This window comes from Burkholderia sp. AcTa6-5, assembly GCF_017815075.1.
Lineage (GTDB): Bacteria > Pseudomonadota > Gammaproteobacteria > Burkholderiales > Burkholderiaceae > Burkholderia > Burkholderia sola.
The window spans coordinates 343,945-356,648 of the sequence record NZ_JAGIQE010000004.1 but is presented as its reverse complement, the minus strand read 5'-3'; the positions used below and the strand labels follow the sequence as shown (position 1 = coordinate 356,648).

Genomic DNA, 12,704 nt, shown 5'->3' with positions numbered 1-12,704 from the left:
GGGCGGACAAGACTGTGGCCGGCGGCATCGCACGCCGCCGATCGGCTCCATCGGTGGGCGCCGCTGGTTGTGCACGCAACTAATGCGCATATGGTGTGCGGGCTAGCGACCGTTCCGCCCTCTCCGTAGCCGGCGCAGCGCATCGACACGCCGGCACCACGCACCCGAATCCCGTCATCGTAAAAATGCCGACGACCCGCGTCTTGGCGGGTTTGCGCACTCGTCATGACGATTTCGGCATATGTCAGGGTAATCGACGATATGCCGATATCGTCGCCGGCCGCGCATCGAACGCGCAAGACGCACGCATTTTCGCTAACTAGACTTCGCTTCACGGTCACGAGACGACCTCCCGGTGCTGCCGCAATCGGCACGCACGGGCCACCGCATCCGCTGTCGCGTACGCCGATTCCGGCACAACGCGCGTGGCACGCGGCGAGCACGCATGGCCTGCGCATCGGCCTGCCGACCGAACCGTCTCGCCCGGTTTACCGGCGCCGCCCGCATGCGCGCGGCGCCCCAACCACGCCATCAAGGGGAAGTGAAAGTGAAGCTGAAGGTATCGCACGTCGCGCTGGCCGCCGCCTGCGCACTGTCGGGCGCGCACGCCGTCGCCGCCGACGTCGTCAAGATCGGTTTCGCCGCACCGCTGACCGGCCCGCAGTCGAATTACGGCACGGACATGCAGAAGGGCGTGCAGCTCGCGATCGCCGATTTCAACGCGACGCATCCGACGATCGGCGGCAAGCCCGTCACGTTCCAGCTCGACGCGCAGGACGACCAGGCCGACCCGCGCACCGGCACGACCGTCGCGCAGCGGCTGATCGACGACAACGTCCGCGGGATCATCGGCCACTTCAACTCGGGCACCAGCATTCCCGCGTCCGACCTGTACGATCGCGCGGGGCTGCCGCAGATCTCGATGGCGACGTCGCCGCAATACACGGCGCGCGGCTACAAGACGACCTACCGGTTGCTGACGAGCGACGCGCAGGCGGGCCGCATCGTCGGCACGTACGCGGTGAAGACGCTGCGCTTCAAGCGCATCGCGATCATCGACGACCGCACGGCCTACGGCCAGGGCATCGCCGACGAATTCGCGAAGGCCGTCGAAGCGGCCGGCGGCACGATCGTCAAGCGCGACTTCACGAACGACAAGGCGCTCGATTTCTCCGCGATCCTGACCAACCTGAAGGGCGTGAATCCGGACGCGGTCTTCTACGGCGGCGGCGACGCGCAATCGTCGCCGATGATCCGCAAGATGCGCCAACTCGGGATGAAGTCGGCGTTCGTGACGGGCGAGATGTCGCGCTCGCCGACGTTCCTGAAGGTCGGCGGCGACGCGGCCGAAGGCGCGATCGTCTACATGGGCGGGCTGCCGAAGGAAAAGATGCCGGGCTTCTCCGGCTACGCCGCACGCTACAAGGCGCGCTTCAACGAAGACGTGATCACGTACTCGCCGTATTCGTACGACGGCACGATCGCGCTGCTCAGCGCGATGAAGGACGCGAACTCGACCGATCCGAAGGTGTACACGCCGTATCTCGGCAAGGTGTCGATCAAGGGCGTGTCGGCGCCCAGCATCGCGTACGACGCGAAGGGCGACCTGAAGGATGCGCCGGTGACGATCTACAAGGTCGAGCGCGGCGCGTTCAAGCCGGTCGACACGATCGCCGGCAACTGATAACCGATACGCGGCCCCTGCCCCGCGCGGCGCGCCCGCGGCTCACCGGCCGCCCGCGCCGCGCGCTTCGGCTGCATGGTCCGAAGCCGCTCCCGGCGCGCGCCCGCGCGCGGGCATTTCGCGCTCCTGTAGAATCCCCCCACCCGCTTTGACGCTTCGTCTCCGCCGTGCCCCATCCCGGTGCGGCGGCGCGTGTTGCGTGCCTCACCCGGCACGCGGCGCGCTTCGACGACGCAAGCCGCGCCTTGTCAGTCCATGCCGAAAAGCGGGCCCTGGAGACGCAGCACCGACAACACCATTCGAAAAACGATCGTCCTGACCATGCAAGCTTCCGAATTGAGCGGCGTGCCTCGCGCCGCCGAACGCGCGCTCACGCGCAGCGACTACAAGACCCTTGGCCTCGCCGCACTCGGCGGCGCCCTCGAGTTCTACGACTTCATCATCTTCGTGTTCTTCGCGCCGGCGATAGGGCAGCTCTTCTTCCCGCACGACATTCCGGACTGGCTGCGCCAGCTGCAGACGTTCGGCATCTTCGCGGCCGGCTATCTCGCGCGCCCGCTCGGCGGCGTGATCATGGCGCACTTCGGCGACCTGTTCGGCCGCAAGCGGATGTTCACGCTGAGCGTGCTGATGATGTCGGTGCCGACGCTGCTGATGGGCCTGCTGCCGACCTACGACACGATCGGCATCCTCGCGCCGGTGTTGCTGCTGCTGTTCCGCGTGCTGCAAGGCGCGGCGGTCGGCGGCGAAGTGCCGGGCGCGTGGGTGTTCGTGTCCGAGCACGTGCCGTCGCGCCACATCGGCTATGCGTGCGGCACGCTGACCGCGGGCCTCACGGCCGGCATCCTGCTCGGCTCGCTCGTCGCGGCCGGCATCAACAGCCGTTACTCCGCGGCCGAAGTCGGCGCGTTCGCATGGCGCATCCCGTTCCTGCTCGGCGGCGTGTTCGGGCTGTTCTCCGTGTACCTGCGCCGCTGGCTGCATGAAACGCCGGTGTTCGCCGAAATGAAGGCGAAAAAGGCGCTCGCGGCCGAGATTCCGCTGAAGGCGGTGCTGCGCGACCACGGCCGCGCGGTGATCGTGTCGATGCTGCTCACGTGGATGCTGTCGGCCGCGATCGTCGTCGTGATCCTGATGACGCCCGCGCTGCTGCAGAAGCAGTTCCACCTGGCGCCCGCGACCACGCTGTTCGCGAACAGCATCGCGACGCTGTGCCTGACGGCCGGCTGCATCACCGCCGGTTCGCTCGCGGGCCGGATCGGTGCGAAGCGCGTGCTGGGCATCGGCGGCATCGGGCTGGCCGCGTGCTACTACCTGCTGTTCGTGCAGGTCGCGGCCGATGCGTCGACGCTGCCGCTCTACTACGGGATCGCGGGCTTCATGGTCGGCACGATCGGCGCGGTGCCGTTCGTGATGGTCAGGAGCTTCCCGGCCGTCGTGCGCTTCTCGGGCATCTCGTTCTCGTACAACGTCGCGTACGCGATCTTCGGCGGGCTCACGCCGGTGATCGTGTCGCTGATGATGAAGTCGAATCCGCTCGCGCCGGTCGTATACGTCGCGGCGATCTGCGTGCTCGGCGCGATCGCCGTGCAGTTCTCGAAGGATGCGAAGGACGTGAAGGACGCACGCTGAACGTCGGCGCGCACGCGCCGGCCGGATGAACGAAGGGCCGAATCCCGCGGCGTGCGGGATTCGGCCCTTTTGTGTTGCGTCGGCGTCGCGACGACTACCCAAGTGTGCTCAGTTCAACGCAGCACGCCGTACGACGAATTCGGCCGGCGCAGCGCGTCGATGCTCGCGCCGCCGGCGCCGGTGACGAACAGCAGCAGGAACCCGCCGGCGATCGCGACGTTCTTCCAGAAGTGAATCACCATGTCGTGCTGGACGGCGGCGTTCGTCGCGTCCCAGAAATTGTGCCCGACCATCGCGGTCGCGATCGTGTAGACCGCCATCAGCAACGCGAGCGGCCGGACCTTGTAGCCGACGATCAGCAGCAGGCCGCCGAGCCCCTCGATCGCGACGACGATCGGCGCGACGACCTGTTGATAGGGCACGTTCATCCCGTGCAGATACGCGACGAAATCGCTGTAGCCGAGCAGCTTCATGATGCCGCCCCACAAGAACAACGCCGCCAGCGCCAGGCGTGCGAAAAAAATGACGCCGGAATCGACGGTACGCGTCATGCCTCTCTCCTCGTATGCAATTCGGCCGCCCGCGCCGGGCGCGCCCGGGCGGTTCGGCGCCGCGCGGCCCGGGAGGGCGCGCGGCAAATGGGCCAGCATAGAGGGTCTTTCCGCGGTGTCCAAGAGCTTGTAGCAAATCTTTACAACGCGGCGGCCGCGCCGGCGGCCCGGCGCGCTGAAAAACGCGTTTAGCCCGCGTCGCTCAACAGCACGCCTTTCTTGAAGATGAAGCAGCCGTAGCCGCGCGTTTCGCCGGTGACGATCACCGCATACGTCTGCTGCGCGCGCTCGTAGAACGCGAAACGCTCGACGCCGGTCAGCGGCACCGAGCGCCCTTCCGCGCGGTCGATTTCGGCCTGCACTTCGCGCTGCACGGGCGGCACCGCGGCCGCGTCGCCGACGACTTCCATCCGCCACGCGGGCGTGTCGACGAACGTGTCGAGCGGCAGCACCGACAGCACCGCGCGCACGACGCGCGCCGAATCGGCGCCGTCGACACGCAGTGCGCGGCCGACCACCGTGTGCTCCGCGACGGATTCCGCCGGGAAGTTCGCATCGCAGATCGCGATTTCGTCACCGTGGCCCATCGCGCGCAGCGTGTGCAGGATATCGGCGTGGAGCAGCGGGTCGAGATTCTTCAGCATGTCGGTGGGTCTCCGGGGTGGGGAACGAATCGCATAACGTTACCCGATCCCGGCGGCCGTGGTGCATGCATCGTTCACGTCACGACACCCCGGCCGGCATTTCGTCGATGAAACCCGTGACCGACGCGAGGCGGCCCGACGCGTCGACGATGCCGAAGTCCGAGCCCTTCACGATCGCCGCGCCGTCGGGCGACACGAGCGCCCACGAGAACCGCAGATGCTGGCCGAACGCGTCCACGTCGGTCGTGCGGCGAAAGCGGTACGCGGGGAAGCGTTGCTGCACGGCGGCGATCATCGTGTCGATGCCCGCGTGGCCGTCGCCGGCCATCAGCGGATCGCGATAGGCCGCGTCGCTTGCGTACGTCGCGTCGATCAGTTCGCGGCGGCGCGCGGCGTCGGATTCGTTCCACGCGTCGAAGTAGCGGTCGATCAGGTCGGCGTGAACGGACGAAGCGGATTGAGCGGTGTTCATGGCGAGGCTCCTTGTGTCGGTAGACGATGTCGCGGACGTTTCGGGTCCGCGTGCCGCTATCGTCGCCGGGGCCGCGCAAGCGGTCGATTACGCGCGAGGTAAGGAAATCGCGCCGACCATGCGCGGCACGCCTGCGCCGCCGAATCGGGAATACGCCGCCGCAAAGAAAACGCGCGCCCGAAGGCGCCCGCATCGTCTTGCCGCCACCACCGCGCGCGTCAGGCGTCAGGTCACCGGCGCCGGATTGAACAGCGTCAGCGCATTCGCGAGCTTCCATTGCTCGGCCCACGTGCGGCGCTTGCCGCTGGCGACGTCGAGCATCAGCCGGAACAGTTCCCAGCCCGTGTCCTCGATCGTTGCCGCGCCGGTCGCGATCTGCCCCGCGTCGAGATCCATCAGGTCGTGCCAGCGGCGCGCGAGATCGCTGCGCGTCGCGACCTTGATCACCGGCACCTGCGCGAGCCCGTACGGCGTGCCGCGGCCGGTCGTGAAAATATGCAGGTTCATCCCCGCCGCGAGCTGCAGCGTGCCGCAGATGAAATCGCTCGCGGGCGTCGCCGCGTACAGCAGCCCCTTCTGCCGCGCGCGATCGCCGGGGCGCACGACGCCGGCGATCGGCGCGCTGCCCGACTTCACGATCGACCCCATCGCCTTCTCGACGATGTTCGACAGGCCGCCCTTCTTGTTGCCCGGCGTCGTGTTCGCGCTGCGGTCGACGCGGCCACGCTCCAGATAGCGGTCGTACCAGTCCATCTCGCGGATGATCTCGCGGGCCACCGCTTCGTTCGCCGCACGCGACGTGAGCTGCGCGACGCCGTCGCGCACTTCGGTCACTTCCGAGAACATGATCGTCGCGCCCGCGCGCACGAGCAGGTCGGCCGCGAAGCCGACGGCCGGGTTCGCGGTGAGCCCCGAGAACGCGTCGCTGCCGCCGCACTGCACGCCGACGACGAGGTCCGATGCCGGGCAAGTTTCGCGGCGCCGACGGTTCAACCGCTCGAGATGCGATTCGGCCATCTTCATGATCGAATCGATCATCGAATGGAAGCCGACGTGCGCGGCGTCCTGCAGGCACACGACGCCGCCGTTGTCGGTCGCGCCGTCGGCGGCCACCGGAATCGCGCCCGGCGGCAGCAGGCGCTCGGGCTGCAGCTTCTCGCAGCCGAGGCTCACGGTCATCACTTCGCCGCCGAAGTTCGGGTTCAGGCTGATGTTGCGCAGCGTGCGGATCGGGATGTCGGCGTCGGGCGCATCGATCGCGACGCCGCAGCCGTACGTATGTTCGAGCCCGACCACGTCGTCGACGTTCGGGTAGCGCGGCAGCAGCTCGTCCTTGATCCGCTTCACCGCGTGCTCGACGACGCCCGACACGCACTGCACGGTCGTCGTGATCGCGAGGATGTTGCGCGTGCCGACCGAGCCGTCCGCATTGCGAAAGCCCTCGAACGTATAGCCTTCGAGCGGCTCGAGCGGCGGCGCGGCACGCGTCGCGAGCGGCAGGTCGTCGAGCCCCGGCGGCTCGGGCATGCGCATCGTGCGCTCGTTGACCCAGCTGCCGCGCCGCAGGTCGGTCAGCGCATAGCCGATCACCACGTTGTAGCGAATGACCGGATCGCCGGTCGCGAGGTCGACGAGCGCGACCTTGTGCCCCTGCGGCACGCCTTCGCACAGCGTCAGCCCGTCGGCGAAGGTCGCGCCTTCGGACAAACCGCCGTCGTTGACGACGATCGCGACGTTGTCGTCCGGATGCACGCGGATGTAGAGAGGAGAAGCAGTCATCGGAATTCCTGGAAGCCTATCTGCGATATCGTTAGTCATCATACGACATTCAACCTCACTTGATGATGCTGCGTAAACCCTTATCCGGAAAGACCCTACCCCTGACCCGCCAGCAAACCGCTTGCGTCGCTCATTCATGCGTTGTACGATGACATACAACGACATCGCCAATTCGGCTCGTATGCCGTTTCCGACGAACCAGCACTCGCGCTAGACGGACGACCCAACCATGACTTCACCGCAAGAACTCAAACAAATCATCTCCCACGGCCTGCTGTCGTTTCCGCTGACGGATTTCGACGCCGACGGCAGCTTCCGTCCGACCACCTACGCCGAGCGCCTCGAATGGCTGGCGCCGTATGGCGCGAGCGCATTGTTCGCGGCCGGCGGCACCGGCGAATTCTTCTCGCTCACGCAGCGCGAGTATTCGGACGTGATCCGCGTCGCGACGGAAACCTGCAAGGGCAAGGTGCCGATCCTGGCCGGCGCGGGCGGCGCGACGCGCGTCGCGATCGAATATGCGCAGGAAGCCGAGCGCCTCGGCGCGAGCGGCGTGCTGCTGATGCCGCACTACCTGACCGAAGCGAGCCAGGAAGGGATCGCCGACCACGTCGAGCAGGTGTGCCGCGCGCTGAAGATCGGCGTCGTGGTGTACAACCGCGCGAATTCGAAGCTGAATGCGGACATGCTCGAGCGCCTCGCCGACCGTTGCCCGAACCTGATCGGCTTCAAGGACGGCGTCGGCGAAATCGAGAGCATGGTCACGATCCGCCGCCGTCTCGGCGATCGTTTCGCATACCTCGGCGGGCTGCCGACGGCTGAAGTCTATGCGGCCGCGTACAAGGCGCTCGGCGTGCCGGTGTACTCGTCGGCCGTGTTCAACTTCATCCCGAAGACGGCGATGGCATTCTACGAAGCGATCGCGAACGACGACCACGCGACGGTCGGCCGCCTGATCGACGAGTTCTTCCTGCCGTACCTGAAGATCCGCAATCGCCGCGCCGGCTACGCGGTCAGCATCGTGAAGGCGGGCGCGAAGCTCGTCGGCCACGACGCGGGCCCGGTGCGCGCGCCGCTCGTCGACCTGACCGACGAAGAAGCAGCCGAACTCGACGTGCTGATCAAGAAGATGGGCCCGCAGTAAGCCGGGTTCGCCGGCGGCGCAGGGCCTTCATCGGCACGGCGCGCCGGCTCCCGCAGTCCTCCCTATCCGTATCGCGCAATGGCCGCGTGGCTCGACGAGCCGGCGCGGCCATTGCATTACATCTGCGCGATCGCGCCGATGATCCGCTGCCGCACGCTCGCGAGCGTACGCTGCGTCTCGTCGATCCCCTTGCGGGCCGCGAGCGGCCGGCCGCGCGCCGGCGACTCGGCGCTCACGATCTGTTCCAGCACGTCGCGATCGACGACCGCATCGAAGAAGCGCCCGACGGTAAACATCGCGTACTGCTTCGCGGTCGCGAGATGCGTGTTGGCCTGCGTGAGCGCGTCGGCGCGCTCCGCGCCGTTCGGCCCGTCGATGCTGCGGCGATGCTTCAGCGCGAACACCACGGCCTCCATGTCGTACTTGAAGCGCTCGACGGCCCTGCCGAAGATCAACGAATGCGGATCGGAGCCCGCGACGGGCCGCCCCTGGTTGATCGTCACGTCGAATTCGCTGCCGCCCAGTTCGCGCTGCAGCGCGAACAGCGCGTCGGCCAGCACGCGCCCTTCGCTGGTTTCGCCGATCTGGGTACGGACCGATTTCGCGACGTCGCCGATCGTTTTCCACAACCCGGCCGCGAACAGGTGGTCGCCACGCTTGCTGATAGTCATCGGATGGTTCCTCGTTGGTCTTGTGATCTCTCAGGCTCGCCTGCGGGCCGGACGGCCCGAGGCTTCGCTACTGTAGGAGAAACGCGGGCAACAGGAAAGCCGACCTCTCGCCGCCCCGTCCGCGCATCAATATGATCACCACTTGATGTCATAATTGATGCATCGACTTTTCCCGGGAGCCGCCCATGCGCACCACCTTGTCCCTCGACGACGCACTGCTCGCAAAGGCGCAGCAATTGACCGGCGTCACCGAAAAGTCGGCGCTCGTGAGAGAAGCGCTGCGCGCATTGATCGCCCGCGAAAGCGCGCGACGACTCGCCCGCCTCGGCGGCACCGAGCCCGACCTTGAATCGGTTCCACGCCGCCCGTCGGAGCCCGCATGATCCTTGTCGACACTTCGGTCTGGATCGATCACTTGCGGGCCGGCGACGCGACGCTCACCGCATTGCTGGAAGCGGAGCGCGTGTTGATCCATCCGTTCATCGTCGGCGAGCTTGCCCTCCGTAGCATGCGCAATCGCGAGACCGTGCTGGATGCGCTGCGCGACCTTCCGGCCGCAACCGTTGCAACCGACGACGAGGTGCAGCGCATGATCGATGCCGTCCCGCTTCACGGGCTCGGCATCGGTTACGTCGATGCCCACCTGCTTGCGTCGGCCAGACTGACCAGCGACAGCAAGCTATGGACGCGCGACCGGCGCCTGCTGGCTGCAGCGGAACGCTTGCAACTCGTCGCCCGCCCCGCTCACTGACCGAGCGAAACCGGCACCAAAGCCCGCGCGGAATAAAAAAGCGGCGGGGCCCGTGGGCCCCGCCGCCGTGTTCCAACGCGCCGGGACGCATCCCTCCCGGGACAGTGCGTTCACCGGTTATGCCACGTCACTCCGCCTTGCCGTCCCGCAGCCGCGGAATCGCGAGCGGATTGCCTTCCCGCAGCCCTTCGGGCAGCAGGTCGTCCGGGAAGTCCTGATAACACACCGGCCGCAGGAAGCGCTCGATCGCGGTCGCGCCGACCGACGTGACGGCCGGGTTCGACGTCGCGGGGAACGGCCCGCCGTGCACCATCGCATCGCACACCTCGACGCCGGTCGGGTAACCGTTGACGAGCAGGCGGCCGGCCTTGCGCTCGAGGATCGGCAGCAGCCGGCGCGCGAGCGGCTTGTCGTCGGCGTCGATTTGCAGCGTGGCCGTCAACTGGCCTTCGAGCGCGTCGAGCACACGCGCGACTTCGTCGAGATCGCGGCAGCGCACGATCAGCGACGCCGGCCCGAACACCTCGTGGCTGAACGCCGGCTCGGCCAGGAACGCCTGCGCGCCCACTTCATACAGCGCGCCGCCCGCCTGGCAGTCGGTCTGCGCGGCCTCGCCGGCGCCGATTTCGCGCACGCCCGGCAATTCGGCCAGCTTGCCGCGGCCATTGCGGTACGCATCCGCGATGCCGTGCGTCAGCATTACGCCGGCGGGCTTCTTCGCGAGCGCCTGCGCGGCGACGGATTCGAAACGGTCGAGATCGGGGCCGTCGATCGCGAGCACGAGGCCCGGATTCGTACAGAACTGACCGACGCCGAGCGTCAGCGAATCGACGAAGCCCGTCGCGATCGCGTCGCCGCGCGCGGCCAGCGCGGCCGGGAACAGCACGACCGGGTTGATGCTGCTCATTTCCGCATAGACGGGAATCGGCTGCGGGCGCGCGTTCGCGTGCTGCACGAGCGCCATCCCGCCCTGCCGCGACCCGGTGAAACCGACCGCCTGGACCGCCGGATGGCTGACCAGCGCCGCGCCGATCACGCGGCCGGGGCCGACCAGCAGCGAGAACACGCCGGCCGGCATGCCGGTTTTCTCGACCGCGGCGCGGATCGCGCGGCCAACCAGTTCGGACGTGCCGAGGTGCGCTTCGTGCGCCTTCACGATCACCGGGCAGCCGGCCGCGAGCGCCGACGCGGTATCGCCGCCGGCCACCGAGAACGCGAGCGGGAAATTGCTCGCGCCAAATACGACGACGGGCCCGAGCGCGACTTTCTGCAGCCGCAGGTCCGAGCGCGGCAGCGGCGTGCGTGCCGGCTGCGCGGGATCGATCGACGCGGCGAGGAAGCGCCCGTCGCGCACGACGCGCGCGAACAACCGGAGCTGGCCGACGGTGCGGCCGCGCTCGCCCTGCAGCCGCGCGACGGGCAGGCCCGTTTCGGCGTGCGCGCGCTCGATCAGCGCGTCGCCGAGCGCGACGATCTCATCGGCGATCGCTTCGAGAAACGCCGCGCGGGCCGCGAGCGGCTGCGTACGGTACGCATCGAACGCGTCGCGTGCGAGTTCGCACGCGCGGTCGACGTCGGCCTGCGTCGCGACGCCGAACGCCGGGGCCTCGATCGGCGCGCCCTTCGTCGGGTCGAACGCGTGCAAGGTGCCTGCCGAGCCGGCCACCGCTTCGGCGCCGATCAGCATCTCTCCTGTCAGTTGCATGGGTGTGCTCCGTGGTTCGGGAATGGATGGCTCATTGTAACGCAACAGATACGATGTCTGCCGACGGCATTGCGTCATTCTCGCCGCCTGCGAGGGCGCGGACGATACACCGGCGTGCGTTGTCCGGCCAGTAAATCGCGACATTCCCATATTGTGACGCTGACTTCAAAGGGAAAACCCGAGGTTTCTGAATTCGTGCATTGCCAATACACTTTCGGCCATGTCATACGACGACGTACGTTTAAAATGCGCAATCCGTCCTCCCCTCGCGATCTTCCACTCGACCTCGCGCGCACCGCGCGCCGCACCGCGGTGCGTTACTGGATCCTGGCGATGCTGTTCGTCGTCACGACGCTCAACTATGCGGACCGCGCGACGCTGTCGATCACCGGCACGCCGATCCGCAAGGCGTTCGGCATCGACCCGGTGACGATGGGCTACATCTTCTCGGCGTTCAGCTGGGCGTACGTGCTCGCGCAACTGCCGAGCGGCTGGCTGCTCGACCGCTTCGGCGCGCGGCGCGTGTATGCGGCGAGCATCTTCCTGTGGTCGGCGTTCACGCTGCTGCAGAGCACGATCGGCCTCGGCGGCAGCGCCGCGTTCGCGGTCGCCGCGCTGTTCGCGATGCGCTTCGCGGTCGGCATCGCGGAGGCGCCCGCGTTCCCGGCGAACGCGAAGGTCGTCGCGAGCTGGTTTCCGACCGCCGAGCGCGGCACCGCGTCGGCGATCTTCAACGCCGCGCAGTACTTCGCGGCCGTGGTGTTCTCGCCGCTGATGGCCTGGCTCACGCATGCGTACGGCTGGCACCATGTGTACCTGTGGCTGGGCCTGGCCGGCATCGCGCTCGCGTTCCTGTGGCTGCGCGTCGTGAAGGACCCGGCCGACCATCCGGCCGTGAACCGCGCGGAACTCGATCATATCGAGCAGGGTGGCGGCCTCGTGCGGTCGACGGGCGGCGCGCGCGGCAGCGGCGGCGCTTCCGAGGGCAGCCGCGTGGCCGGCTGGTACTACGTGCGCCAGTTGCTGTCGAACCGGATGCTGATTGGCGTGTACCTCGGCCAGTACTGCGTGAACGTGCTCACGTACTTCTTCCTCACGTGGTTCCCGATCTACCTCGTCCAGGCGCGCGGGATGTCGCTGCTGAAGGCCGGCTTCATGACGTCGCTGCCGGCGATCTGCGGGTTCCTCGGCGGCGTGCTCGGCGGGATGCTGTCGGACGCGCTGATCCGCCGCGGCGTATCGCTGACGCTCGCGCGCAAGATTCCGATCGTCGGCGGGATGCTGCTGTCGATGACGATCATCGGCTGCAACTACGTCGACAGCGAAGCGCTGGTCATCATGCTGATGGCCGTGTCGTTCTTCGGCAAGGGGATCGGCTCGCTCGGCTGGGCCGTCGTCGCGGATACCGCGCCGAAGGAAGCGATCGGCCTGTCGGGCAGCCTGTTCAACATGTTCGGCAACACGGCGGGCATCGTCGCGCCGATCGCGATCGGCTATCTCGTCGGCGCGAGCGGCTCGTTCAACGGCGCACTGGTGTTCGTCGGGCTGAACGCGCTCGTCACCGTGTTCAGCTATCTCGTGATCGTGAAGGACATCAAGCGCGTCGAACTGCGTCATCGCGACGCGTGAGGTTCGGCCTTTGAAAAACGGCGGCCGCCTTTTACGCGGCCG

The 12,704-nt window shown here is 67.7% G+C and carries 12 protein-coding genes; 6 read left to right on the top strand and 6 right to left on the bottom strand.

Going from position 1 to position 12,704, the window contains the following annotated elements; genetic code table 11:
• The first annotated feature begins 547 nt into the window (after nucleotides 1-547).
• Entirely contained in the window at nucleotides 548-1,684 is a 1,137-nt protein-coding gene (locus J8I33_RS08590) for a branched-chain amino acid ABC transporter substrate-binding protein (protein ID WP_050017345.1), read from the top strand.
• A gap of 321 nt (nucleotides 1,685-2,005) precedes the next feature.
• Nucleotides 2,006-3,316, top strand: a complete 1,311-nt coding sequence (locus tag J8I33_RS08585) for an MFS transporter (protein ID WP_050017304.1) — start codon at nucleotides 2,006-2,008, stop codon at nucleotides 3,314-3,316.
• 113 nt (nucleotides 3,317-3,429) lie between these two features.
• On the opposite strand, the gene J8I33_RS08580 is transcribed toward J8I33_RS08585, so the two are convergent.
• The 4 genes from J8I33_RS08580 to garD form a co-directional block, all read right to left on the bottom strand.
• A complete protein-coding gene (locus tag J8I33_RS08580) occupies nucleotides 3,430-3,867 on the bottom strand; it encodes a DoxX family protein (protein ID WP_050017305.1) in 438 nt (145 codons plus the stop codon).
• 188 nt (nucleotides 3,868-4,055) lie between these two features.
• Nucleotides 4,056-4,511 carry an RbsD/FucU family protein gene (locus tag J8I33_RS08575; protein WP_050017306.1) on the bottom strand — a complete coding sequence of 152 codons (456 nt, stop codon included), beginning with the start codon at nucleotides 4,509-4,511 and terminating at the stop codon, nucleotides 4,056-4,058.
• 79 nt (nucleotides 4,512-4,590) lie between these two features.
• Nucleotides 4,591-4,983: a nuclear transport factor 2 family protein gene (locus J8I33_RS08570; RefSeq protein ID WP_209934629.1), complete on the bottom strand. Its 393-nt coding sequence runs from the start codon at nucleotides 4,981-4,983 to the stop codon at nucleotides 4,591-4,593.
• Nucleotides 4,984-5,208: 225 nt separating this feature from the next.
• Nucleotides 5,209-6,762: a galactarate dehydratase gene (garD, locus tag J8I33_RS08565; protein WP_124639766.1), complete on the bottom strand. Its 1,554-nt coding sequence runs from the start codon at nucleotides 6,760-6,762 to the stop codon at nucleotides 5,209-5,211.
• A gap of 229 nt (nucleotides 6,763-6,991) precedes the next feature.
• Here garD and kdgD point away from each other — a divergent pair, with 229 nt between their 5' ends.
• Nucleotides 6,992-7,906 carry a 5-dehydro-4-deoxyglucarate dehydratase gene (kdgD, locus tag J8I33_RS08560; protein WP_089489801.1) on the top strand — a complete coding sequence of 305 codons (915 nt, stop codon included), beginning with the start codon at nucleotides 6,992-6,994 and terminating at the stop codon, nucleotides 7,904-7,906.
• A gap of 116 nt (nucleotides 7,907-8,022) precedes the next feature.
• Here kdgD and J8I33_RS08555 read toward each other — a convergent pair whose 3' ends face one another.
• Nucleotides 8,023-8,577: a hypothetical protein gene (locus J8I33_RS08555; RefSeq protein WP_209934626.1), complete on the bottom strand. Its 555-nt coding sequence runs from the start codon at nucleotides 8,575-8,577 to the stop codon at nucleotides 8,023-8,025.
• A gap of 185 nt (nucleotides 8,578-8,762) precedes the next feature.
• Here J8I33_RS08555 and J8I33_RS08550 point away from each other — a divergent pair, with 185 nt between their 5' ends.
• Both J8I33_RS08550 and J8I33_RS08545 read left to right on the top strand, forming a co-directional pair.
• Nucleotides 8,763-8,960, top strand: coding sequence for a type II toxin-antitoxin system VapB family antitoxin (locus J8I33_RS08550; RefSeq protein WP_006752328.1), 198 nt, complete (start codon nucleotides 8,763-8,765; stop codon nucleotides 8,958-8,960).
• The gene (locus J8I33_RS08545; protein WP_050017312.1) at nucleotides 8,957-9,328 is read left to right on the top strand and encodes a PIN domain-containing protein; all 372 of its coding nucleotides are present in this window, start codon (nucleotides 8,957-8,959) and stop codon (nucleotides 9,326-9,328) included. The genes J8I33_RS08550 and J8I33_RS08545 overlap by 4 nt, the downstream gene beginning before the upstream one ends.
• Before the next feature lie 127 nt (nucleotides 9,329-9,455).
• On the opposite strand, the gene J8I33_RS08540 is transcribed toward J8I33_RS08545, so the two are convergent.
• Nucleotides 9,456-11,033, bottom strand: a complete 1,578-nt coding sequence (locus J8I33_RS08540; RefSeq protein WP_089489802.1) for an aldehyde dehydrogenase (NADP(+)) — start codon at nucleotides 11,031-11,033, stop codon at nucleotides 9,456-9,458.
• A gap of 246 nt (nucleotides 11,034-11,279) precedes the next feature.
• Between J8I33_RS08540 and J8I33_RS08535 the strand changes: the two genes are divergently transcribed.
• Nucleotides 11,280-12,662, top strand: coding sequence for an MFS transporter (locus J8I33_RS08535; protein ID WP_209925143.1), 1,383 nt, complete (start codon nucleotides 11,280-11,282; stop codon nucleotides 12,660-12,662).
• Nucleotides 12,663-12,704: the final 42 nt, after the last annotated feature.

What these genes read in the sequence shown, in the direction of transcription:
- garD (WP_124639766.1), bottom strand. Translation starts at nt 6,762, where the DNA reads ATGACTGCTTCTCCTCTCTACATCCGCGTGCATCCGGACGACAACGTC.
- J8I33_RS08550 (WP_006752328.1), top strand. Translation starts at nt 8,763, where the DNA reads ATGCGCACCACCTTGTCCCTCGACGACGCACTGCTCGCAAAGGCGCAG.
- kdgD (WP_089489801.1), top strand. Translation starts at nt 6,992, where the DNA reads ATGACTTCACCGCAAGAACTCAAACAAATCATCTCCCACGGCCTGCTG.
- J8I33_RS08570 (WP_209934629.1), bottom strand. Translation starts at nt 4,983, where the DNA reads ATGAACACCGCTCAATCCGCTTCGTCCGTTCACGCCGACCTGATCGAC.
- J8I33_RS08585 (WP_050017304.1), top strand. Translation starts at nt 2,006, where the DNA reads ATGCAAGCTTCCGAATTGAGCGGCGTGCCTCGCGCCGCCGAACGCGCG.
- J8I33_RS08540 (WP_089489802.1), bottom strand. Translation starts at nt 11,033, where the DNA reads ATGCAACTGACAGGAGAGATGCTGATCGGCGCCGAAGCGGTGGCCGGC.
- J8I33_RS08580 (WP_050017305.1), bottom strand. Translation starts at nt 3,867, where the DNA reads ATGACGCGTACCGTCGATTCCGGCGTCATTTTTTTCGCACGCCTGGCG.
- J8I33_RS08575 (WP_050017306.1), bottom strand. Translation starts at nt 4,511, where the DNA reads ATGCTGAAGAATCTCGACCCGCTGCTCCACGCCGATATCCTGCACACG.
- J8I33_RS08545 (WP_050017312.1), top strand. Translation starts at nt 8,957, where the DNA reads ATGATCCTTGTCGACACTTCGGTCTGGATCGATCACTTGCGGGCCGGC.
- J8I33_RS08535 (WP_209925143.1), top strand. Translation starts at nt 11,280, where the DNA reads ATGCGCAATCCGTCCTCCCCTCGCGATCTTCCACTCGACCTCGCGCGC.
- J8I33_RS08555 (WP_209934626.1), bottom strand. Translation starts at nt 8,577, where the DNA reads ATGACTATCAGCAAGCGTGGCGACCACCTGTTCGCGGCCGGGTTGTGG.